We start from the raw sequence: 23587 nt of genomic DNA, 5'->3' as shown, positions 1-23587 counted from the left end.
TTATCATCTTCAAAGCCTGTGGATTAGGTCAGCCAATTGATTAAGTCAGCTTGAGTCTCAAAGTCTAGTAATGCTTCTCCTAATTCTTCTAATTTTTCTACTGAGAGTTTTTGGATAGTTTTGGTAATATGCGGGGGCAGTTCACCAAAACGTCGCTTTAGTTGACGTAGCACTACTTTGGTTTCTCCTTGTTGAATCGCTGCTTCTCTATCTTGTTCGTATAAAGGGGCTAAACGCATAATAAATTTCCTCTCCTCCTGGGTTCTTTTGGGTAAGGCTTGCAAGTTCCTACTCAAATTGTATAATAATTTTAAGGAAGCTGATTTAAAGGGATGATGAGGAGACAAGGCCTCTAATTCATCAATCGCTCTGGTTCTGGTTCCTCCTCTACCTAATAATCTTAACCAGAGGGTTTCAGGGGTTTCGGGTAATTGATGCAGGACAATAAGGGCTGTAGTTAATGCTGGAGGTAAAAAATAAATTCCTTCTCCCCAATCTGGGTTATTGAGAGCGGAAAAAGCAGTTATAATTCTTTGACTAGCCGTGGGGGTAAGTATCCATAGTCTGGGAATATTTTCTGCTAATAAGGGTTGTTGATGACGGTGAGCTTCTCTTTGTAATTGTTCCCGCACAGTCAACAGTTTAGATAAACAGGCAATAATGCCCTCAATCGTGACCGGATTGCGATAGGGTTCCAATAAACAAGGGGTTTGAGCTAATCGGCCTAATAAACCTAATTCGGGCGGTATTTCTGGGGAAGTCGGTCGAAAATACACATCGATTTCTTGAGTTTCTGCCGTCACATCAAGGCTAGTTTTCACGTCACCGGAAGAAGAGAGAAAGGTTTCGAGGTAATCTTTACTAAATTTATCCCAAAGAAAGCGAGTCAAGGCTGAAGTGATTCAATCGATGATGAGGGTTATTTTATCATTTTAAAAGCCTATTTATTAGTTCAGCCAATTGATTAAGTCAGCTTGACTCTCAAAGTCTAGCAATGCTTCTCCTAAGTCTTCTAATTTTTCTACTGAGAGTTTTTGGATAGTTTCGGTAATATGCGGGGGCAGTTCACCAAAACGTCGGTTAAGTAAGCGTAGCACTACCTTGGCTTCTCCTTTTTGAAGTCCGATGGCTTCTCCTTGTTGAATCCCTTCGATTCTGCCCTTTTGAAGTCCAATGGCTTCTCCTTGTTGAATCGCTGCTTCTCTATCTTGTTCGTATAAAGGGGCTAAATGCATAATAAATTTCCTCTCCTCCTGGGTTCTTTTGGGTAAGGCTTGCAAGTTCCTACTCAAATTGTATAATAATTTTAAGGAAGCCGATTTGAAGGGATGACTAGGAGACAAGGCCTCTAATTCATCAATCGCTCTGGTTCTGGTTCCTCCTCTACCTAATAATCTTAACCAGAGGGTTTCAGGGGTTTCGGGTAATTGATGGAGGACAATAAGGGCTGTGGTTAATGCTGGAGGTAAAAAATAAATTCCTTCTCCCCAATCTGGGTTATTGAGAGCGGAAAAAGCAGTTATAATTCTTTGACTAGCCGTGGGGGTAAGTATCCATAGTCTGGGAATATTTTCTGCTAATAAGGGTTGTTGATGACGGTGAGCTTCTCTTTGTAATTGTTCCCGCACAGTCAACAGTTTAGATAAACAGGCAATAATGCCCTCAATCGTGACCGGATTGCGATAGGGTTCCAATAAACAAGGGGTTTGAGCTAATTTTCCCAATAAACCTAATTCGGGCGGTATTTCTGGGGAAGTCGGTCGAAAATACACATCGATTTCTTGAGTTTCTGCCGTCACATCAAGGCTAGTTTTCACGTCACCGGAAGAAGAGAGAAAGGTTTCGAGGTAATCTTTACTAAATTTATCCCAAAGAAAGCGAGTCAAGACCTAAGTAATTAAATCGATGATGATGGTTATTTTATCATTTTAAAAGCCTGATTGGAAAAATTGGCAATATTGCAGCTTTAGTTACAGATTTTTCCTAGTTTTTGCGCTAGAAATGAAAGGTTAATCAGCAAAAAACGCGCTCGACGAATGAAACCGCAAATCATCGTCTGTGGATTAGGTCGCACGGGTTATAAAATCTTTTGTTTACTCAAACAACAATCCGCGGCAGTAGTAGCGATTAGCGATCGCCAAATGGTCTGCGAATACCAGTCTGATATTATCATCGGCGATCCCTGCTCTCCTAAAACTCTCCTGCAAGCTGGCCTTCCAGATGCAGAAACCCTAGTTTTGGCCATTGATAACGACGCACTCAATCTGGAAATTCTCACCCGCTCAAGGATAATTAACCCGAAAATTCGGATAGTTAACCGACTATTTAACGAAACTTTGGGAGAAAGACTCGATCAAACCCTACCTGCTCACGTTAGCATGAGTGTTGCTTCCCTAGCAGCTCCGATCTTTTCCTTTGCTGCCCTTGGTAATAAAGCTATCGGTCAATTACAGCTATTCGATCGCCTTTGGCCAATTCAAGAGATAATTATCGAAGAAAATCATCCTTGGTGGGGATTACCCCTCTACGAACTTTGGGACGATCCGGCCCGGATGTTAATCTATTATCTCCCCGCTCACGACGAAATCGATCTGGTTTCAGCAGTTCTTTTAGGCAAAAAACTCGGAACTGGCGATCATCTCATTATCGGCAATAAACCGACAATTAGGGCAAAACAGCGTTTTAAACTGCAAAAGTGGCTGAGAAATCTGCTCAATCTGCGTCCCTATCAGCACTATGTCCAACCGGTAATTCTTGTCACCCTTTCCCTTTTGGGGATGATTTCCCTTGCTACCGTTACCTATCTCAGCGTTAATCAAAAAATTTCCCTCGTCGATTCCCTCTATTTCTCCGTCGGGATGATTACCGGTGCCGGAGGTAACGAAAAAGTGGCCGAATCTACCCCCGATAGTATCAAAATTTTTACCGTGGTCATGATGATTGTCGGTGCAGGGGTTATCGGTATCTGTTATGCTCTCCTCAACGATTTTATCCTCGGTAGTCGCTTTAAACAGTTTTGGGATGCTACCCGCATTCCCGTCCGCAATCATCACATTATCTCTGGTTTAGGAGGTATCGGCACCCGGATCGTGCGACAATTGCACGAGCAAGGCTGTGAAGTGGTGGTGATCGAATCGGACCCAAATAATCGATTTTTGCATTCCGTGCGCTCCTGGGGAATCCCCGTCATCATCGAGGATGCGCGTCTAGTGGCTACCCTAGAAACGGCTAATATTAATAACGCTGAATCTTTGATCGTGGTTACTTACGAGGATATGATTAATGTGGAGATTGCTCTCACTGCTAAAGCGATCGCTCCTAAAATTAATCTAGTTTTACGCTGCTCTCAGGAACAATTCGGGCGATCGATTCAAGAAGTTTTTGATTTTGATACGGTATTATGTCCCCGGGATTTGGCTACCTATTCCTTCGCCGCGGCCGCTTTGGGCGGTAGAATTCTCGGTAATGGCATGACCGATGATCTCCTCTGGGTTGCTTTGGCTACATTAATCACACCGAATCATCCTTTTATGGGTCAAATTGTCAAGGAAGCGGCGATGAATGCGGATTTTGTGCCACTTTACCTAGAAAAACAAGGTCAAACTATCCACGGTTGGCAATTACTGGAAATCACTCTCGATCAAGGTGATATTCTGTATCTAACTATGCCGGCTATGCGTTTACCGAAATTTTGGGTTAAAGCCCCGTCCTTTTAGGACGGCTTTTTAAACTATATCTTGTTAACTTAACTTTTATTGTGTTATACTGATTTTATCTAAGTACCCCCTGCGTAAAATGTTTGTCTTAGAGTTTAAAGTTAAAGCTAAAACTCAACAGTATCAAGCGATAGACGATGCTATTCGTACTGCTCAATTCATCCGTAACAAATGTGTCAGGTTATGGATGGATACAAAAGGTACGGATAAGAACGATTTATACCGATATTCTAAAGAATTAGCTCAGGACTTTAAATTTGCCGATGAACTTAATTCAACTGCTAGACAGGCAAGTGCTGAACGTGCTTGGAGTTCAATTAGTCGTTTTTACGACAACTGTAAACGCAAGGTATCAGGCAAAAAGGGGTATCCTCAATTTAAAAAATCTCGCTCTGTTGAATACAAACAATCAGGATGGAAGCTTCTTAGCCCGAAAACTGTTAAGTTCACTGACAAGAAAAACATTGGTGTTCTTAAGTTGGTAGGAACTTGGGATTTAGGGTACTTTCAAGAATCCGATATTAAACGGGTTAGGTTGATTCGGAGAGCGGACGGTTATTATTGTCAATTTGTCCTTTCTTGTGACGTTAAAGAAGATGTTAAACCATCAGGTAAGTGTATTGGCTTAGATGTAGGTTTGGCTTCTTTCTATACAGATCACAATGGCAACAAGGTTGATAATCCTCAATTCTTGAGAAAGTCCGAGAAACGATTAAAACGACTTCAAAGGCGATTATCTAAGAAGAAAAAAGGTGGCAAAAATCGTCAAAAAGCTAGACAAAGATTAGCTAAAGCTCACCTTAAAGTAAGTAGGCAACGTAAAGACTTTGCTGTGAAGTTAGCAAGGTGCGTAGTTCACTCTAGCGATGTGATAGCCTATGAGGATTTAAGAGTTAAGAACTTAGTCAAGAATCATTGTCTAGCTAAATCGATAAATGATGCGGCCTGGTATCAGTTTCGGGAATGGATAGAGTATTTTGGGGTTAAATTCGGCAAGATAACGATTGCTGTCGCACCGAATTATACAAGCCAAAACTGTTCAAACTGTGGTGAAACTGTCAAAAAATCTTTATCGACTAGAACCCATCAGTGCAAGTGTGGGTGTGTTTTAGATAGGGATGAAAACGCCGCTATTAATATCCTTAAAAAAGGGTTAAGTACCGTAGGACATACGGGAACTTTCGGGCTAGATTCCGATAAACGCTTGGGGAGAGAATACCTCTACTTTTTCAGAAGCAATTCTGTCTAAGCAAGTAATCTCTGTGAACCAAGAATCCCCGTCTCTTTAGAGCGGGGAGTGTCAAAACAGGTTTGGCAAAATACTTCCCTAACTATTCCCCAATCTTTCCCCGATTTAAAATGATTTCTGGTCTTAATTATCTGAGCAAAGCTAGTTATCGCTGTATCTTGAGTTTAGGCAGTGCTGGCAGTATTTTAAGTCTCGCTAGTGCCAGCAGCATTTTAAGTCTGGTTAGTATCGGCAGTATGCTCAGTATTGGTAGTGTTGGCAGTATTCTCAGTATTGGCAGTGTCGGCAGTATTCTCAGTATTGGCAGTGTCGGCAGTATATTTGGCATTTTTCAATATCATTCTCTGCCTAACCATCCCCAATAAATGTAGCGCTTCTTTGTCGATGGCGGTTTTATGGAGCTGCCGCAAAACTAATGCGACGATAAATTTCTAGCAAGGGAAGTTCAAGGTTTAAACTCTCCAGAGGGATTATTTGACTAAGTTGATCGTAGGTTTGTAATTGCCAGCGATCGCTCTGTTCGAGTCTGAAATATTGCTCAACGTAGGGTTCAGTTTGACTAACGAGCAGATATTCACAAAAACTTGGCAGGGAACGATATTTTCTAAATTTATCACCTCGATCATAGGCTTCCGTGGCGGGGGAAAGCACCTCTACAATAAATAAAGGATTAAGAATTTCGTCTTTGCGATCGCCGTTAAATTCCGGTTCATGGTTAACGACCATGAGATCGGTATAGGTTCCACAATGATATTCAGGAATCCACACCCGCAGATCGCTGTTATACAGACGAAAATCCCTATCTCTCAATAAAAATCCCAAATAACCCGAGATGTTGATCGCGATTGCGCTGTGGGTCGCGGTTCCTCCAGGCATAAGAATCATTTCTCCATGGCAATATTCATAACGTTCCTGAGCAGTTTCAGCGATCGCCCGATATGCTTCCAAAGTGACAGGGTTTTTGGTGACTGTCGCAATAGTCGGTTTTTCTTGAGCGATAATCATGTTTGTCTTTCTCCGATATTCTATTAATTAATTTTATGGTTATTTTTTAGGGATTGTGGTGGGGTAAGAGCATCTCAATTAGGACTAACAAAAGGGTCTCAGCATAGCAATCATCTAGTTATTATCCATAGCCGTCCTTTTGCTTTTTTGTGCCATACCGCGTCGGTAGAGTGAGCGCATCTCAAACGCGGTTGACAACCGAGATAAAGTTCATTTTGTCAAGTATTGTTAAGATGCGCTTACCCTGTCAGGTATTCAGGTTTGCTAATTGTTCCTGAAGATTAGCTTGAGTTGGGAGTTTTTCGGATTTTTCCCATAGAGCGTTAAAGAGACTTTTATCTGTCTCTACAACTCTTGTTTGATAGGAAATATAACCTGATTCTGTTTGACCATTCATAATTCTTCTCGCTGTAAAAGAATTTCTTGGCACAGATAAGTTTTCGCTAATCAATAGGTTGGTATTATGCCAATAATATTCTTGAATATCTTTAGCTTTTTCATGACAAATACAAGCAACTTTTATGCCAGAGTTAAGTTGTTCCTGAATCACTTGTAAATGCTTTTGAGTCGGAACTTCAGGAAGAATAAAGACTCGTTGAATAGAAATCTCCCTTTTTATTAGTTCTTTGTTAACTTCCCAGAATTTTTGACCAAGAGGATTATCCCACCAGATGGAATCTGTCATGGAGTGAATAGCCAAGATTCGAGATTCACTTTGAGGATCAATGTGTTTGAGTAGTTGAGCAACCTTTTCTAAACGGGATTCGCCGCTAATTTCAATGTTAATTTCAGGCATAATTGTGTTAGTCAAAATTGTGCCATCAAGGAGGGTTAGATTATTTTCATCTAATTTAACATCGGTCAAATTGGCATGACTTAAATCGGCTCCTGTTAAATCAGCATTAGTTAAATTAACCATCGAAAGATTAGCCTGACTGAAGTTACATCCCATCAATTTTGCATCGGAAAGATTGGCCTCACCATCCATTAAATTGACTTGGCTGAAATTCAGTCCCCGAAAATCTCGTTCGCCAATTTTGTACAAATATGTCAATTCTTTTGTGCTATCAATATCGGGGTGATATTCATCGGGTGCATAAACGGCAATCATCGCTTTGACGTAGGCGAAAAAATAAGCCTTGAGAATATTTTCATGGGTGTGGATAGTAATCACTTCTTTACCATCATACTCAACCACCGCCTTGACAGTTGTGGCTCCTTGTTTACCCGGTGTCAAGTTAGCCACATAGATAGATTTAAGGTGATGTTTAATTTCAACTAAATGAGCTAGAGCCTCATCAAAAGCAGTACAAAGTGCATCTACTGAACCTTTTTTAAAGGCCGATTCAGTGTAACGCTCTTGGGTTTTTGTATTACATAGGATAACTGTCGCAGAAGTTAAATTGTTGTTAGCATAGAGAATTTCAAAGTTCTCAATTTTCCAGCCTTGAAAGAGAACGAGATTATCTTCAAAGAATAAGTTTTGTTGAAATTCATTCTCTAAAAGCCGATTGAGTTTTACTTGTTCATTTTCCATTGCCGCTTTACCGAGATTTTTGAGAGTTCTTTCGATAGATGCCGGCGAGGTATCTTCCCCTAAAAACTGTAAGAATAAGGAAGGGGAACCCACAAAAGGATATCCACTGGCAATGAATTCTCGATCTCTGATGGTGATAATACCTGCTAGGCTATACTTTCTGGCAATCTCAACTTGAATTGCCGTTTTTAAGTTAACGTTGGGATATTTTTCTAGGTCAATGTCTTTCAAGTTAACTTGGCCGACGTTAATCTTACTCAGAAGTTCAATGATCGAACGATTGGCATATTCTTGAGATTTCAGATTTTTGATATTATGCCAAATTTTGATTAATCCTATTTCGCCGATGTAAGGATTAATTTTTCCCTCTAAAACAAGTCCCATAACCCTAGTAGCTTCCCTGTTAAGAGTCGTCTGATTTCGTAATAAAAACTCTTCAATCAGATCAGCATCAATTAATACTTTTGGAGCTTGAGAATTGTTATCTTGGGATTGAAATATTGCTAGATTTTTGAGAAAAAAGTCAATATCTACATCAGAGTGAGCAGCAATTTTGTACGAAATTTTATGCAAACTAAGCTTAATTTCGTATTTAAAAAAATCATCAGAACCTACATCATTTCCCAAATCTAAAAGCGTTTTTATTACTTGAAGCTCAGAGATTTGAGTTGCTTGAGATTCAGGATTATAGTATTGTCCTATTGTTCTGATAATCTCCGCCCGGCGATCTCTATCCTTTTCATTTTTTAGTTGAGCTAACAATACCAATACATCACTTGTGTCAAGATGGCCACTGGCCAATTTTGTTACGTCCAATAAATTTTCAGTTTTCATTTGAAATTAATCTCCTCAAAAATGCGCTAGTTTTCAGTGGTCTGATTCTGTACTAATTGTGTATGAGGCAGATCGTTCTAATTCCGAATTTTCTGCGTATCTAGTTGTCAAAATATCTTCAATGACGCAATAACCGTTCCTGAAAAGAATTCTTCTTAGAGAGGTAATTCCCAGACGCTCACTGTCATCTAACTCAAGGTAATCCTTAAGATGGGATCCTAGATTTTTGTTGAAATCCGCGTTTAGATTTCTTTGGCTATGATTGAACATTTTAGCCAAGTCATCGGCGGAATAAAGTCCTGCAGCCGCCAGATAAAATATCCCCTTATATTTATCAGATAAGGGTTCGATTTTTTTCAACAAAGCTTCTAGCTTGGGTATATCCAAACCACAGTTTCTTGCCTGCTTTTGGGCATCGCATAGTGATGGGAGAGTTGACGAGAGCATCTTCATGGCTGTACTTTCGAGCTAGTTAGCATATTTTGAAATGGAGTACCAACAATTATTGTTTAATGATAGCAACAATTGTTGGTTTAGCTTTGCAACAATTGTTGGTTGACCTCTTATCTCTAATGGATATATTTTAGAGGGGAGCCTGTTAGAAGCCACAAACTCGGACATGAAGACACTTAGCCACAAAACAGAAGATTTGAGTATAGCCGATGTCTCATCCTATTACCCCGATCAATGGGTGGTCGTAGAGATCACTGGGTGCGACAAATATGGCTGGCCAGAGAAAGGTAAGGTTATTGGGTATTCAGATGATAAAAGTAAGCTGATACAAGAGACTAAACATCTGAAGGGAGACTTATATTTGTTTTATACAGGTCTTGTTGACGGAAGTAAAGTTGCTTAAAGTTGATAACGAGTCTTGGCGGCTCTCTTGGATTTGGTGGGTAAAATGTATTCATAAGATACATTCTTCCTAGCGAGGGGGTGGAACGAACCACAAAGACACAAAGGACACAAAGATCGATCGCTTCTATGGTAAGTTAAACTGATCACACAGAACCTAGAAGAGCCTCTTGGCTATCAACGCTACAGCTTTTATCCTTGCTCCATCATCTTTACTCTACATGGCCGTCATTGTCGTTGAACATACATTTCAGGGAGACCACAATCTTGAAAGATTGTCTATGTGGGTGATTGCAGTCACTGTTGAGTTTAACGACAACCGAAGAACGGTTAATGTCTTACTCGATACGGGGTCACAGGGGACTGTCTTTCATCCAGATTTATTAGACTTTCTAGATTTACCTACATCTCAATCATCTGCTAGGGGAAGTGGTGTAACGGGTAGTTCTTGGTATAGGACTGCTAGGCTTGATAGACTGGAAATAGGTTCTATTTTGTTTAGCGAAACAGAAGTTCTTTTTGGCTCTCTTCCGGGAGTATTCTCAAAATACTATATTGATGGGATTTTAGGAGGGGACATTCTCAAAGAATTAAAGGTAATCATTGATTATCCTCAAAAAACTATTAAACTAGAAAAGCTATTTATTTCGCTTTAACGTGGTTTCCTCTATTATTCATCAAGATTTAGGAAAGATTAAGTGTCTGATAATCTCCAGCCAACTCAAAAACTCAAAATTGTTTCCTTAGAACCTAAAATCGTTTTTGTACAACGAGATGATCTGAGTCGAAATACTGAAAAATCTGGCGAGAGTGAAGATGAGTCGGTGATTTTAGCTCCACTCTTCATCGATCCTGAGCAGGCAATTGATGACTTAAGCCAGTTGATTGATAAAGTTCATGATGAGTTTAATAATGCTTGCAAAAAACGGAATCTCGAATGGGAGGCTGAATTAGAGTTGGGAATGGAATTTGGAGTCAAATTTACAGCAAAACTTAAAATATCACCGAAAAAAGAATGAACAGCGATAGGAGACAAAAGATAAGAGATAACTATCCTATTCGTAAAACCTAAGATTATGTCAAATTTATCCGGGGTTTTAGATATTTTCACCCGATAGCGACTCGATAACTTACTTTTGCAGGAGATTACTGATCCTCTTGCCCTATTTTGGTAAAATCAACTATAATGGGGAGAAGTTAATCTTTGCCAAGCTTGAGCAGACTTAAACTAATCCCTCAGTGAGCAAGCAATTGAATCCTATGCTTAAAATTGCCCTTTTTGGAACCAGTGCCGATCCTCCCACTGCCGGTCATCAAGCCATACTAAAATGGTTATCGGAACAGTACGATATCGTTGCGGTTTGGGCTGCCGATAATCCCTTTAAAAATCATCAAACCAGTCTCGAACATCGTCTGAGGATGTTAAATTTGCTCATCGGGGATATTCAAACCCCAAGAGATAATATACAACTGCGACGAGAATTAAGCGATCGACGTAGTTTAATTAGTGTAGAAAAAGCGCAAGCAATTTGGGGAGAACAGGAGGAATATACCCTAGTCATTGGTTCGGATTTAGCCGGACAAATTAGGCACTGGTATCGCAGCCAAGAATTACTAGAAAAAGTCAAAATTCTCGTGATTCCTCGTCCCGGCTATCCTATTAATCAAGATGATATTGAACAACTGGAAAAATTAGGAGGTGATTGTCTGATTGCCGATGTATTTGCTCCAGCTGTATCCTCAACAGATTATCGAGAAAAAGGCGATAAACAGGCTGTTCCTGCACCGATTAAAGATTATATCGAAGGTCAAAAACTTTACGCATGAAACCGCTAAATACCCTAGTTAATAAATCTCTAGCTGATTTTAAAGTCGGAGTTGATAACGTGATCTTTTCCGTTGATACCCAATTAAATCGGCTGCTGGTGCTTCTGATTAAACGACGGGAAGAACCCTTTAGTAATTACTGGAGTTTACCCGGAACTTTAGTGAGAAATGGGGAATCACTGGAAACGGCAGCCTATCGAATTTTAGCCGAGAAAATTAGCGTCAATAATCTCTATCTAGAACAGTTATATACTTTTGGCAGTCCAGAGGGAGATTTCCCGGCAGCGGCCGAGAGTTTTGGGAAACGTTATCTATCGGTGAGTTACTTCGCTTTAGTGCGGTTTGAAGCAGCAAAATTAATCACTGAACGGGATTATAATATCACTTGGTATATGATTGATAAAGTGCCAAATTTAGCCTTTAATCACGGTCAAATTTTAGAATATGGCTGGCGAAGATTACGCAATAAAGTAGAATATAGTCCCGTCGCTTTTGAGGTTTTACCAGAATTATTTACTTTAAATGATCTTTATCAATTTTATGAGACAATTTTAGGTAAAAATTTTAGTGATTATTCTAACTTCAGAAATCGGCTCTTGAAATTAGGATTTCTCAAAGATATGGGTTTAAAAGTCTCTCGTGGTGCTGGTCGTCCTGCTAGTTTATATCGCTTTGATGAAGAAGCTTTTGCTCCCTTTAAAGAGCAACCGTTAGTTTTTGTTTAAATAGGAAAAAATATGAGAATTGCTATCGCTCAATTAAATCCCATTGTTGGAGATATCGAAGGAAATGCCCAAAGAATTTTAGAGGCTGCTCAAACGGCATTTAATCGGGGAGCGGAATTACTTTTAACCCCAGAATTATCCCTCTGTGGTTATCCTCCCAGAGACTTATTATTAAATCTGGGTTTTGTTGAGAAAATGTCTCGACAATTGCAATTATTGTCCCAACAATTACCAGAAAAATTAGCTGTATTAGTCGGTTTTGTCGAAAAAAATTCCTCAGCAACGGTCCGGGGAGAAAAGCCGTTATTTAATAGCATAGCTTTGTTAAAAAGTCAAGAGATTAAACAAATTTTTACCAAGCGTTTATTGCCTACCTACGATGTTTTTGATGAGGATCGTTACTTTGCTTCTGGGAAAGAAAGTCAATATTTTCAACTAACAGAAAATAATTGTAAAATCGGTGTGACTATCTGTGAAGATGTTTGGAATGATGAACAATTTTGGGGTCAGCGTCAATACGCGGTTAATCCCATCGCCGATTTAGCTAATTTGGAAGTGGATTTAATCGTTAATCTTTCCGCTTCTCCCTACAGTGTCGGTAAGCAAAAATTGCGAGAATCTTTATTATCCCATAGTGCCACTAGATATAATTTACCTATAGTTTATGTCAATCAAGTGGGGGGTAATGATGATTTAATTTTTGATGGTGATAGCGTTGCTTTTAACAGACAAGGAGAAGTGATTTATCGCGCCCAAGCATTTACTTCTAGCCTAGAATTGATCGAGTTTAATCAAGATTTGTTACCCGCAGTTATTCATCCTTTACCCGTCGATGAAGATGAGGAAATTTATCGAGCTTTAGTCTTAGGAGTGCGAGATTATGTGCAGAAATGCGGTTTTAAACGGGTAATTTTTGGCTTGAGTGGTGGCATTGATTCCAGTTTAGTTGCCGCTATTGCCACCGACGCATTAGGTAAAGAAAATGTTCTCGCTGTGATGATGCCTTCTCCCTATAGTTCCGACCATTCCATTAGCGATGCAGTGGCTTTAGTTAATAATTTAGGTATCAAAAGTGAGAAGTTAGCAATTAAAGAAATTATGACAGCTTATGATCAACTTTTAGATGGTCTTTTTGCTGGGACTGATTTCGGTATTGCTGAAGAAAATCTTCAGTCACGCATTCGCGGTAATTTATTAATGGCTCTCTCTAATAAATTCGGTCATTTACTATTATCCACTGGCAATAAATCAGAAATGGCGGTGGGATATTGCACCCTTTACGGTGATATGAATGGTGGTTTAGCAGTGATTGCTGATGTGCCGAAAACCAGGGTTTATTCCCTCTGTCGCTGGTTAAATCGGCACGGGGAAATTATTCCCCTCAATGTGATTAATAAAGCTCCTAGTGCTGAATTAAAACCCAATCAGAAGGATCAAGATTCTTTGCCTCCCTACGAGATTTTAGATGCTATTTTAGCACTATTAATCGATCGCCATCAATCCGCCCAACAAATTATCGCCGCCGGTTTTGAGCCTGAAATTGTGCAGAAAGTGATTAAATTAGTTAAAAATGCCGAATTTAAGCGCAAACAAGCTCCCCCAGGTCTAAAAATTAGCGATCGCGCTTTTGGCACTGGTTGGCGAATGCCCATCGCTAGTCGCTGGGGTTAGGGACTTTTTCAGTTATCAGTTATCAGTTATTAGTTATTAGTTATCAGTTATTAGTTATCAGTTATCAGTTATCAGTTATCAGTTATCAGTTATCAGATTTGAGTTTTCAAGTGAGCAGTGTTAAATAGAAGTTTCCTACTGTCTTTTCACTGTTTACTGTTTACTGATTACTGATTACTGTTTACTGTTCACTGTTCACTGAAAGGGGTATTCGTGAGAGAGGAAGGGTAAAGGGATTAATTCTCCTGTTGCCTCGCCGATTTGTACTTTTAAACCCTCTCCTCCCGCTTTTGTTTTCACATAACCCAAGCCAAAATTCTCCAGCACACTGGTGAGTAAACCGACTTTTTGCGCTTCTAAAATAATCGGGGTATTGCTAGGGACGGGTTGGCTGAGTTTTATGCCCCAAAGTCTTTGTTTTACGCCTTTATAGGTGTTGAGACGGGCGATAGTTTCTTGACCAATATAACAACCCTTATCAAAAACGATCGCTCGCCATAAACCGGCCTCTAAAGGGTTATAATCTTCGGTTAATTCTTGATCGACAGCCGGTCGGCCCTGATGGATTCTCAGGTATTCCCACACCTGTGCATCTGCGGGAATAACGCCATTTTTTATTAAATTTTCCCAGAGGGAACCTGCTTCGGCGGCGGCAACGATTAAAGTATATCCGGGTAGGTCTAAGCCGGTGCCGACGGCCAGTCTTAGGGGGGGGTCAGAAAGGAGATAATGACTATGCTGCACCCCCGTTAAAATCTGCTCTGGAATGGCGATTTTTTGCAGGTATTGCCCGCTTTCAGTACCAATTAGGGTGAAAATGCCAAAATTATCGGTTAAGTCGCTAATTTCCACCTTATCGAAGGGGAAAATATAGCGATCGATCAATTCCAGTAAAAATTGACGACGTGGGGGAGAAACGAGGATGAGGAGGGAATCATCGCTGGCGTAAACTGTGACAAAATCGAGGGTACGACCGGTAGAGTTAAGGAAAATTGTCTCACAACCCTGACCCGGTTTCAGGCGATCGATAGCGTTACTGGTTTGATTGTGGAGAAAACGCAGTCGGTCTTGGCCTTTTAATTCTAATAAACCCCAATCGGAGCGATCGATTAAAATTGTTTGGGATGCTAAACTTTGGGGGTCATTACTGTAATTTTTCAGAAAATTAGCGGCATACTCTGCCTTGATCGTTTCTAACTCTGCTTTCATTGCGGTAAATTAGCGAATAATCGGTTAATAATACGCTCGGTTTTCGTTTCCAAACTCTGCCAATCTAGTTCACCGGTGGGGTCGAGGAGACTGGTATCGATGGTGACGGTCTCTCCCTCATCGGTGGGATAATCGAGAAAACAGACTTGAAAACAAAGTTCCCAAATATTTACAGTAACGGAGCGATCGAGATAAGTCAAACAGAGCAGATAACTGGGATAGGGATCTTGAATTTCTGTATAGGTTCCTTTCCAGAGGGAATTTTCTAACTGTTTACGCAGATTATCCAGCACCCGAATAAATGCAGGTTGCATTAATAATTGTGCCTGTTCCCAAGCGGTAATATCTTTAAATTTTGGATTCATCTTATCAGTTATCAGTGATCAGTGATCAGTTATCAGTGATCAGATTTGAGTATTAAGTGGGGGGATACCCCTGCCACCCTTGATAAGGGGGGATCTGACAATTTTTAACACCCACCTACTTATTAAGTGAGCAATATTAAATAGACAAAGACATACATTTCAGCCATAGAACTATTTTGTTTCACTCTTGGAGATGTCTCATGGCATTAACAGTGCTGTCTTTTCACTGGTTACTGTTTACTGTTCACTGGTTACTGATTACTGATAACTGATAACTGATTTAGGCTGTTACTAGGACTGCTTCCTTAGCTGCCATCATTTTCATCAGGTCTAACATCCGGCAGGAATAACCCCACTCGTTATCGTACCAAGAGACGACCTTAAAGAAATTGGCATTAAGTTGAATGCCAGCTTTAGCATCAAAGATACTGGAACGGGGGTCGGTGATAAAGTCACTCGATACCACTTCCTCATCGGTATAACCGAGGATACCTTTCATTGGTCCTTCGCTGGCGGCCTTCATCGCGGCGCAGATTTCCTCGTAACTGGTGGCTTTTTCGGTTTTAAAGGTTAAATCCACCGCCGAAACGTTGGGAGTTGGCACACGGAAGGCCATACCGGTTAATTTGCCTTTTAGAGAAGGAATAACTAGGGTTACTGCTTTGGCTGCCCCCGTGGAGGAGGGGATAATATTTTGACCCGCGCCGCGACCACCGCGCCAATCTTTTTTCGATGGACCATCCACGGTGGGTTGAGTGGCGGTCATCGAGTGTACTGTGGTCATTAATCCTTCCGCTAGTCCGAAGTTATCGTTAATAACTTTGGTGATCGGGGCTAAACAATTGGTGGTACAACTAGCGTTAGAGACGATCAGATCCTTAGCGGGATCGTATTCATCATCGTTAACACCTAGTACAATAGTACGAACTTTGTCGGGATCTTTGGTGGGTGCGGAGATAACTACCCGTTTGGCCCCTGCTTCTAGGTGTTTTGCTGCTCCTTCCGCGGTGGTAAATAAACCGGTGGACTCAACCACATAATCGGCCCCGGTTGCACCCCAGGGCAGTTGAGCGGGGTCTTTAATCGAGTAACAGGGGATAAACTTACCATCCACGACGATGCCATCTTCTTTCGCTTCTACCGTACCCTGAAAACGTCCGTGGGTGGAGTCGTATTTGAGCAGATAGGCAATATTATCGGAGGGGACGAGATCATTAATACCAACAAACTCGAAATCAGGATTTTGGATACCCGCCCTAAAAACGAGGCGACCGATACGACCGAATCCGTTGATAGCGACTCTTACTTTTGTCATGAAAAAAACTCCTTTGCAGCTGCGATAAGCTTAGGCACGATCAAGAAAAAATAATTTGAGAATTGATTGGCCTGTAGAGAATCACTATATATGCTAATCAGCTTTTGTTGATCGCTAGATGAAGTATAGAAAGATTTTAAGTTTCAGTGCTTCCAAGATAAAAAATAATAAATTTGCTATCCTAGTAGTCCCCACCACCGGCATCGAGAAAGCCTAATTAGGCTCTTCCCGACAAACTAGGGTGTAATCCTATAGTATTTTGGGAAAAGTTGACATTAAAAAATCATTAAAAGTTTTTCGAGAATTTATTGCTCTCTAAGTTAAGAAGACATTAATTTTCCTTTAAAAGCCATTTAAAAACGCCGTCCAACTGACATAAATTAGCCAAGCCAGATCAGCAAAATATAGTTTATTTTAATAGTTTTTTGCGCCCCAAAAGGTTAGACTCTTGATTACAGTTTGAAAACCGGCCGAGAGTTGACCTTCTCGATAATCTGGAGAAATTGTCTATCAACTCTCTTAATCTCATCCTTCATAGATATCGGAGAAATATTCATGGTATTCGCACCAGAAAGACCCTTAACAGAACAAAATCCCCTTTCTCAAGACGAACTCTATAAAACCCATGCCTATTGGCGCGCTTGTAACTATTTAGCTGTAGGTATGATTTATCTGCGCGATAATCCCCTGCTCAAGGAACATCTTAAACCCGAACACGTTAAGTATCGCTTACTTGGTCACTGGGGAGCAAGTCCGGCCTTAAGTTTTACCTACGTTCACCTCAACCGTTTAATCAAAAAATACGACCTCGATGTGATTTTTATGGCCGGTCCTGGCCATGGAGCGCCGGGGGTACTCGGTCCGGTTTATCTAGAAGGAACCTATTCGGAAATTTACCCCGATAAAAGTGAAGACGAGGAAGGATTACAAAAATTCTTTAAACAATTTTCTTTTCCCGGTCACATCGGTAGTCATGTCACCCCCGAAACTCCTGGTTCTATCCATGAGGGCGGCGAACTAGGTTATAGTGTTTCCCATGCCTACGGTTCTGTTTTTGACAATCCCGACCTGATTACGGCCGTGGTCGTTGGTGATGGGGAAGCAGAAACCGGTCCCCTTGCCACCGCATGGCACTCGAATAAATTCCTTAACCCGATTCGCGATGGTGCGGTACTGCCAATTTTAAACTTAAACGGTTATAAAATCGCTAATCCCACCATTCTCTCCCGTATTTCGACCCACGAGTTAGAAAGTCTCTTTGTTGGTTACGGTTACACTCCCTACATCGTCGAATGCAAGGAAGATGAAGACCTGCTCCACTGCCATCAAAAAATGGCCGCTACCCTAGAACACTGTATCAATCAGATTCGCTCCTATCAACAGGAAGCTCGCAGCACGGGAGTTGCTAAACGCTACCCCTGGCCGATGATTATCCTCCGGTCCCCTAAGGGTTGGACAGGTCCGAAAAACGTTGATGGTCATAAAGTAGAAGGATTCTGGCGCGCTCACCAAGTCCCCATGGGTGCTATGCACGAAAACCCCGACCACTTGAGAAAATTAGAGGAGTGGATGAAAAGCTATAACCCGGAGGAATTATTTGACTATACCACGGGTAAATTTAAGCCGGAATTTAAAGAACTCGCTCCTATTGGTCATCGTCGCATGAGTGCTAATCCGCACGCTAATGGCGGATTGCTGCGTAAAGACCTAAAAATGCCCGATTTTCGTCAATATGCCGTGGCTGTCACCCATCCGGGCCAAGTGGAAGCAGAAAATACGGGAGTGATGGGGGTGTTTTTGCGAGATGTAATGCGAAATAATATGACTAATTTTCGCGTTTTTGGTCCCGATGAAACTGCTTCTAATCGTTTAGCGGCTCTCTATGAAGTGACTAAAAAAGCTTGGTTAGCTGATACCTATCCAGAGGATTTAGATGGTAGCCAATTATCTCCCGATGGTCGTGTGATGGAGATGCTGAGTGAACATACTTTAGTCGGTTGGTTAGAGGGTTATTTATTATCCGGTCGTCACGGTTTATTTCACTCCTACGAGGCTTTTGCCCACGTTATCGATTCCATGTTCAACCAACACGCTAAATGGCTCGATATCTGCAAAAATCATGTGCCTTGGCGCGCTTCTGTTTCCTCTTGGAATCTGTTATTATCCTCGGTGGTTTGGCGGCAGGATCACAATGGCTTTAGTCACCAAGACCCCGGTTTTATCGATTTAGTCACCAATAAAAGTGCCGACGTGGTGCGGGTTTATCTTCCCCCCGATGGTAACTGTTTATTAAGTGTGGCTAATCACTGTCTCAAGAGCAAGGATTACACTAATATTATCGTTGCTGATAAACAGAAACACCTGCAATACTTGACCATTGAAGAAGCAATTAAACACTGCACCAAAGGTATCGGTATTTGGGATTGGGCAAGTAACGATGATGACGGCACAAATCCCGATGAACCGGATGTAATTATGGCTTGCTGTGGCGATATTATCACTAAAGAATCTTTAGCGGCAACGGCAATTCTGCGGGAGGAATTCCCTTACTTAAAAGTTCGCTTTATCAACGTGGTTGATCTGTTTAAATTACAGTCGGAAAGTGAACACCCTCATGGTTTATCGGAACGGGATTTTGATAGCTTATTTACCACCGATAAGCCAATTATCTTCAATTTCCACGGTTATCCTTGGCTGATTCATAAACTTACCTACCGTCGCAGCAATCAAGAACGTATTCATGTGCGCGGTTACAAAGAAGAAGGGAATATTAATACTCCCCTAGAATTAGCGATTCGTAACCAAGTTGATCGTTTTCATTTAGTAATTGATGTCATTGATCGCGTGCCGAAATTAGGTTCTGCTGCCGGTCATGTGAAAGAACGCATGAAAAATGCCATTATCGACAACCTCGATTATGCTTTTACCAATGGTATCGATAAGGACGAGATTACTAACTGGAAATGGCCCTATTAATTAATTAGGCTAGAAAGTGGTTTAGGTGATGATAATTTGGCGTTGCTGATTTTAAGTAGGAATTGTCCTCTAGGCAATTTTTCAAACCTAGGACTAGGCTAACTTGTGGATAGGATGCACAATTAGCATTCAGAGCTTGATTCAGCAACGCCCTAGGCTAAGTAGAAACTAGCTTCAGTTATCAGTTATTAGTTATCAGTTTTTTCCACTGTTAACCGTTATTAGGTGAGAAGTCAGACAGAGAAATACAAGGGCATTTTACTGTACTATTTTAGAGCAAATTCAGTATAGGGTCGAATATGTTCGGGTTTAAAGACAAGGACAATTTGCTCCTCAGGAATACCGGCGGCTAATAAATCAGCGGCAATACCGTCTTCAGTTCCGTCTGGTTGTATCCAGATTTTACCGTTAATAATTTGTAAATGAAGTAAACAGCCATGTACTCTTTCGCGGTTATCCCAACCTTCTAAGAGAATTAGATAGTTATCAGAGTCTTTGTCAATAATTTGGAGTCGGTTTACCTCACCAGTAGCATAGCGCAAGTTTGCATAATAACGCAGAGATTCAATAATAATTTGTCTCATTTTTAAACTATCCATCTTAAAATAACCTCCTCAATTTCGTCAAAAATCAATAATTTTAATCGTTTTCCCCAGCGAATAATTAGTGGATCATGGGTAATTGTCTAGCCTTCTTTCTCTAGGGCAGTTCTCACGGTATCATGATAAATATCTTTTACTGGCATTTTTATTATATCAGTTTGTTCCACTGTTGACTGTTATTGAGGATTTTTTCTTTTCGCGGGTTTTTGTTTGCTGGTAGGGAGTAGGGGAGCGGTTAATTTTTCGTAGAGTTCAAAGAGGTATTCAATACGGTTTAATTCACTGGTGAAAGGTTGGGGACGATAACACAAATCAACGGCTTTGTCAAGTTTTTGGTGAGCTTTGATCAGGTCAGGAGGCATGGTTAAAGGGTCGTATAAATCCGCAAGACTACTATCGGGATATTTTACCCTTGTATCTAGCACAGCTTGAGCGCAAGTTTCGACGGTTTGTTTTTGTTTGTCGGTGATATTTTCAGGAAAGGGGTAGTTATTATAAACGATGGTGTTTGAATAACGGTAATCACTTTTTAATCGTCCGCAAACATATTTAACCCAAGTCATGTGCATTTCTGAAGTTAAGATACCAAAATGATAAATATTCCCACTTGGAATTGCAATACAGGTATCACTAACTATTATGTTTTTATTAAAAAAGCCCATCGGAATATATTTTCTATTTTCTGATGAAACTCTAGGTACTAATACATAATCAGTTTCAGGTTGCCTATTTTCAGTAAATAATGTTGGGAACTGCGCCCATTTAACTGTTGCAGGCTTAGAACTAGCTAAACGCATTTCTTTAACAGCTTCTACTCTTTTTAATAATAGGGGTAACTGCTTCAATTCTTTAGGCTGTATTTCTGTTAACCAAAAACACCAGCGTCTTTTATTATTCAGAAATTCATCAGCAGAAATAAAAGGTTTAATAAATTTTTCGCCGTCAGGTTCTTGTTTAAGATACTCTTCTTTTTCTTCGTTAGTCATTAAAAGATTACCACCATCAGTAGGTTGGCTACCTTTAAGCATTTCAGGCACATTACAAATAGGTTTTATTTTCTTTAAAATGATTAAATCATTTCCCTCTGTTAAATATGGATTAATATTTTTAACCCTTCTTTCTGTTGGTTCACCTTTAATATCAGCATAATCAAAAATGCGTTTATTGTCAATATCTTCTAGACCAAAACCAATAATAACACAATGAACTGCGGCGTTTCCTTTTGCTTCATTACTCCAGCTAAAAGTTCGATGGGCAAAATGAATTTTAATTTTATATTTTTGATAAAGCTCTTGCCAAAGAATCCCAACTTGTTCGCCCTGAGAAATAGAATTTGTGCTAACTAAAGCGCAACGAATTAAACTATTTTGAATAAATTCAGCTGCTTTAATATACCATGCCGTCACATAATCTAAAACACCTGCTCCTTTAACGTCTCCTAAAACATGATTCATGTCAGCCTTTTGGTGGGCATTTTGTAACTGTTTCCCCACAAAAGGAGGATTTCCTAAAATAAAATTGAGCTTCTCTTTTGATATAACTTCCTCCCAATCAATCCGCAAAGCATTTCCATTAACAATCTTTGCCGCTTTCTTCAACGGTAAACGCACAAAATACTGACCAAAAGTATTACTAACCTTAATATTCATCTGATGATCAATTAACCACATCGCCACCTCAGCAACTCTTACCGCAAACTCATCGTATTCAATACCAGCAAACTGATTAACATCTACCTGAATAATGGTACTAATATCTGTTACTAACTGTCCCGTTTTATTTAATTCCTGTAATACTAAAATCTCTAAATCCCGTAACTCACGATAGGTAATAATTAAAAAATTGCCGCAACCACAGGCAGGATCAAGAAAATATAAATTAGCAATCTTTTTGTGAAATTCTAGTAATTTATGGCGATTGCCTTTAATCTTCTCAAATTCTCTGTGTAAATCATCTAAAAATAAGGGTTTAATCACCTTTTGAATGTTCTTCTCGGAGGTATAATGCGCCCCTAAATTGCGTCGTTCTTTTGGATTCATTACCGCTTGAAACATAGAGCCAAAAATAGCAGGAGAAATTTTTCCCCAATCAAAAGCACAAGCTTCTAATAACATGACTCGCATCTTGCTATCAAAAGCCGCTAAAGGTAACGACTCCTCAAATAACTTGCCATTTACATAGGGAAATTGAGTTAAATTCTCATCGAGATTTTTTAATCTTTTTTCTTCTGGTGTATTCAAAATCTGAAAAATAGAAGCAATGTGCATCGCCAAATCACTGCCATCTTCTTTGGTATGTAGATCAATATATTCCCAGAAAATTCCCTGATTAAAAATACCCGTATCATCGGCAAATAAACAAAATAATAAACGTACTAGATAAACTTCCAAATCATGCCCCATATAACCAATTTCTTTCAGGCAATCATGAAGTTTTCCCATTAACTCGGCCGCTTGAATATTGACGGGATCTTCGTCTTTATAAACTCGCTTTTCGTAACCCGCAATAAAATCAAATAAATGAACGTTATCAACAAAATTATTTAATTCAAATTCCCATTGATTGCCCGAATCTAAATCATATAATTTAAACCGTTGAAAATCCGAGACTAAAATATAACGCGGTAACTCATGTTCCTTTAAATTGGGAAAATAATCCTTAGCTTGTTGTGTGGCTTTTTCTAAATCTTTCCCTTTCGATTTATGCTCAACTAAAATCGTTCCTTTCCAGAGTAAATCAATAAAACCCTGTTTATTATCTGCTTTTTTTATCGGTTGCTCAAAACTGGCTACCCTACGCCGTGAAATGCCAAAGACATGAAAAAACTCATTCCAAAAAGATTGAGATTCTGCTTTTTCTGAAGTCTCTCCTTGCCACTCTTTTTGAAAAGCGATGGCGCGATTTTTAATTTCATTCCAACTTAAAGGCATAGTTTTAATTCCCTCCCTACCCCGCTACGAGTTTGGGTAGGGAATCTGGAACATTCGTGGAAATAATCTTGATTAAGGTCTCTGGTCTTGATTTTGGGGATAACTGGGGAATAGATCTCTGGGGAAATCCTCGGCACTTAAACAGGTTTGTAAAGCTTGGGAGGGGTTATTTTTGTCCACACCACGACTGACAGCGATAACGCACTGGGAAAAGCGACTGGGTAATAAACTTTGACGACAGGAATCCAAAATCTGTGTAGAAATCCCTAATTTATCGGGTTCCTTGGCTGTTTCCGTTTGTTTGGGGGAATTAGCGGCAAACAAGGGGGCAGCGCGATGGATATCGACCACACAGTGACCCAGGTCGATGGGACGACGCACTTGAAAACAAGCTTGCAGAGCCAGATTACCATCGATCGGGGTTTTGGATTTAATCATCACCACACAGCGGGATAATTCTTTGGGAATTAATGCTTCTGAACAAGCACTGGCAGCATCTTGGGGACTGACTCCCGTGCCGACAATCTGACTGATACAGCCAGTAAATTGATTATTGTTGCCAAATGCGATCGCTGTTCGGTTCATTTCTACTAGGCCAAGGAAAATAGTAGCGATCGCGCTCCAACTAGCAATTTTTTTAATATGGTTTTTCATGGTCTGCTCACACCGAAGATTTTAAGGCTAACTGGGCTTGATCTTAACAGATTCAAGGGCAATGGGGGTTGTTCAGTTATCAGTAAACAGTAATCAGTAATCAGTGAACTAAAAACT

Annotated in this window: 20 protein-coding genes and 1 pseudogene; 10 read left to right on the top strand and 11 right to left on the bottom strand. The window is 40.3% G+C overall.

Annotated elements, in window-relative coordinates; genetic code table 11:
* Positions 1-23: 23 nt before the first annotated feature.
* Both GQR42_RS12390 and GQR42_RS12385 read right to left on the bottom strand, forming a co-directional pair.
* Complete coding sequence (locus GQR42_RS12390; RefSeq protein WP_158200204.1) at positions 24-890, bottom strand: DUF4351 domain-containing protein; 867 nt, start codon at positions 888-890, stop codon at positions 24-26.
* Positions 891-947: 57 nt separating this feature from the next.
* On the bottom strand, positions 948-1886 hold the full coding sequence (locus GQR42_RS12385) for a DUF4351 domain-containing protein (RefSeq protein WP_158200203.1): 939 nt from the start codon (positions 1884-1886) through the stop codon (positions 948-950).
* Between the two features lie 150 nt (positions 1887-2036).
* Between GQR42_RS12385 and GQR42_RS12380 the strand changes: the two genes are divergently transcribed.
* From GQR42_RS12380 to GQR42_RS12370, 3 genes and pseudogenes are all read left to right on the top strand, one after another.
* Positions 2037-3716: a potassium channel family protein gene (locus GQR42_RS12380; RefSeq protein WP_158200202.1), complete on the top strand. Its 1680-nt coding sequence runs from the start codon at positions 2037-2039 to the stop codon at positions 3714-3716.
* Positions 3717-3795: 79 nt separating this feature from the next.
* A pseudogene (locus tag GQR42_RS12375) lies at positions 3796-5005 on the top strand (RNA-guided endonuclease InsQ/TnpB family protein).
* Positions 5006-5075: 70 nt separating this feature from the next.
* On the top strand, positions 5076-5330 hold the full coding sequence (locus tag GQR42_RS12370) for a hypothetical protein (protein ID WP_158200201.1): 255 nt from the start codon (positions 5076-5078) through the stop codon (positions 5328-5330).
* Between the two features lie 28 nt (positions 5331-5358).
* Here the strand turns inward: GQR42_RS12370 and GQR42_RS12365 are convergent, their stop codons facing one another.
* From GQR42_RS12365 to GQR42_RS12355, 3 genes are all read right to left on the bottom strand, one after another.
* Positions 5359-5970, bottom strand: coding sequence for a Uma2 family endonuclease (locus GQR42_RS12365; protein ID WP_158200200.1), 612 nt, complete (start codon positions 5968-5970; stop codon positions 5359-5361).
* Between the two features lie 247 nt (positions 5971-6217).
* Entirely contained in the window at positions 6218-8341 is a 2124-nt protein-coding gene (locus GQR42_RS12360; protein WP_158200199.1) for a pentapeptide repeat-containing protein, read from the bottom strand.
* 33 nt (positions 8342-8374) lie between these two features.
* A complete protein-coding gene (locus GQR42_RS12355; protein WP_158202464.1) occupies positions 8375-8788 on the bottom strand; it encodes a hypothetical protein in 414 nt (137 codons plus the stop codon).
* A 172-nt stretch (positions 8789-8960) separates the two neighbouring features.
* Between GQR42_RS12355 and GQR42_RS12350 the strand changes: the two genes are divergently transcribed.
* The 6 genes from GQR42_RS12350 (at position 8961) to GQR42_RS12325 (ending at position 13419) form a co-directional block, all read left to right on the top strand.
* The gene (locus GQR42_RS12350; protein WP_069474846.1) at positions 8961-9197 is read left to right on the top strand and encodes a hypothetical protein; all 237 of its coding nucleotides are present in this window, start codon (positions 8961-8963) and stop codon (positions 9195-9197) included.
* A gap of 169 nt (positions 9198-9366) precedes the next feature.
* Positions 9367-9852, top strand: a complete 486-nt coding sequence (locus GQR42_RS12345; RefSeq protein ID WP_233271376.1) for a retropepsin-like aspartic protease — start codon at positions 9367-9369, stop codon at positions 9850-9852.
* A gap of 42 nt (positions 9853-9894) precedes the next feature.
* Entirely contained in the window at positions 9895-10215 is a 321-nt protein-coding gene (locus GQR42_RS12340; RefSeq protein WP_002793132.1) for a hypothetical protein, read from the top strand.
* Positions 10216-10456: 241 nt separating this feature from the next.
* Positions 10457-11023, top strand: coding sequence for a nicotinate-nucleotide adenylyltransferase (locus GQR42_RS12335; RefSeq protein WP_158200198.1), 567 nt, complete (start codon positions 10457-10459; stop codon positions 11021-11023).
* Complete coding sequence (locus GQR42_RS12330) at positions 11020-11748, top strand: NUDIX hydrolase (protein WP_158200197.1); 729 nt, start codon at positions 11020-11022, stop codon at positions 11746-11748. Before GQR42_RS12335 ends, GQR42_RS12330 begins: the two co-directional genes overlap by 4 nt.
* Before the next feature lie 12 nt (positions 11749-11760).
* Positions 11761-13419: an NAD+ synthase gene (locus GQR42_RS12325; protein WP_158200196.1), complete on the top strand. Its 1659-nt coding sequence runs from the start codon at positions 11761-11763 to the stop codon at positions 13417-13419.
* A gap of 195 nt (positions 13420-13614) precedes the next feature.
* Here the strand turns inward: GQR42_RS12325 and ygfZ are convergent, their stop codons facing one another.
* The 3 genes from ygfZ to gap form a co-directional block, all read right to left on the bottom strand.
* Positions 13615-14628, bottom strand: a complete 1014-nt coding sequence (gene ygfZ / locus GQR42_RS12320; RefSeq protein WP_158200195.1) for a CAF17-like 4Fe-4S cluster assembly/insertion protein YgfZ — start codon at positions 14626-14628, stop codon at positions 13615-13617.
* Positions 14625-14993, bottom strand: coding sequence for a hypothetical protein (locus GQR42_RS12315; RefSeq protein ID WP_158200194.1), 369 nt, complete (start codon positions 14991-14993; stop codon positions 14625-14627). The genes ygfZ and GQR42_RS12315 overlap by 4 nt, the downstream gene beginning before the upstream one ends.
* 280 nt (positions 14994-15273) lie before the next feature.
* Entirely contained in the window at positions 15274-16308 is a 1035-nt protein-coding gene (gap, locus tag GQR42_RS12310; protein ID WP_158200193.1) for a type I glyceraldehyde-3-phosphate dehydrogenase, read from the bottom strand.
* A 555-nt stretch (positions 16309-16863) separates the two neighbouring features.
* Between gap and GQR42_RS12305 the strand changes: the two genes are divergently transcribed.
* A complete protein-coding gene (locus GQR42_RS12305; RefSeq protein WP_158200192.1) occupies positions 16864-19284 on the top strand; it encodes a phosphoketolase family protein in 2421 nt (806 codons plus the stop codon).
* A gap of 266 nt (positions 19285-19550) precedes the next feature.
* Here GQR42_RS12305 and GQR42_RS12300 read toward each other — a convergent pair whose 3' ends face one another.
* From GQR42_RS12300 to GQR42_RS12290, 3 genes are all read right to left on the bottom strand, one after another.
* Positions 19551-19883, bottom strand: coding sequence for a XisI protein (locus tag GQR42_RS12300; RefSeq protein WP_158200191.1), 333 nt, complete (start codon positions 19881-19883; stop codon positions 19551-19553).
* Positions 19884-20062: 179 nt separating this feature from the next.
* Positions 20063-22816: a DNA methyltransferase gene (locus tag GQR42_RS12295; RefSeq protein ID WP_158200190.1), complete on the bottom strand. Its 2754-nt coding sequence runs from the start codon at positions 22814-22816 to the stop codon at positions 20063-20065.
* A 72-nt stretch (positions 22817-22888) separates the two neighbouring features.
* Positions 22889-23470, bottom strand: a complete 582-nt coding sequence (locus GQR42_RS12290; protein WP_158200189.1) for a hypothetical protein — start codon at positions 23468-23470, stop codon at positions 22889-22891.
* Positions 23471-23587 lie beyond the last annotated feature (117 nt).

This window comes from Microcystis aeruginosa FD4, from assembly GCF_009792235.1.
GTDB classification, from domain to species: Bacteria; Cyanobacteriota; Cyanobacteriia; order Cyanobacteriales; family Microcystaceae; genus Microcystis; species Microcystis viridis.
The sequence above is the reverse complement of the archived record's forward strand: the minus strand, read 5'-3'. Positions and strand labels throughout refer to the sequence as shown.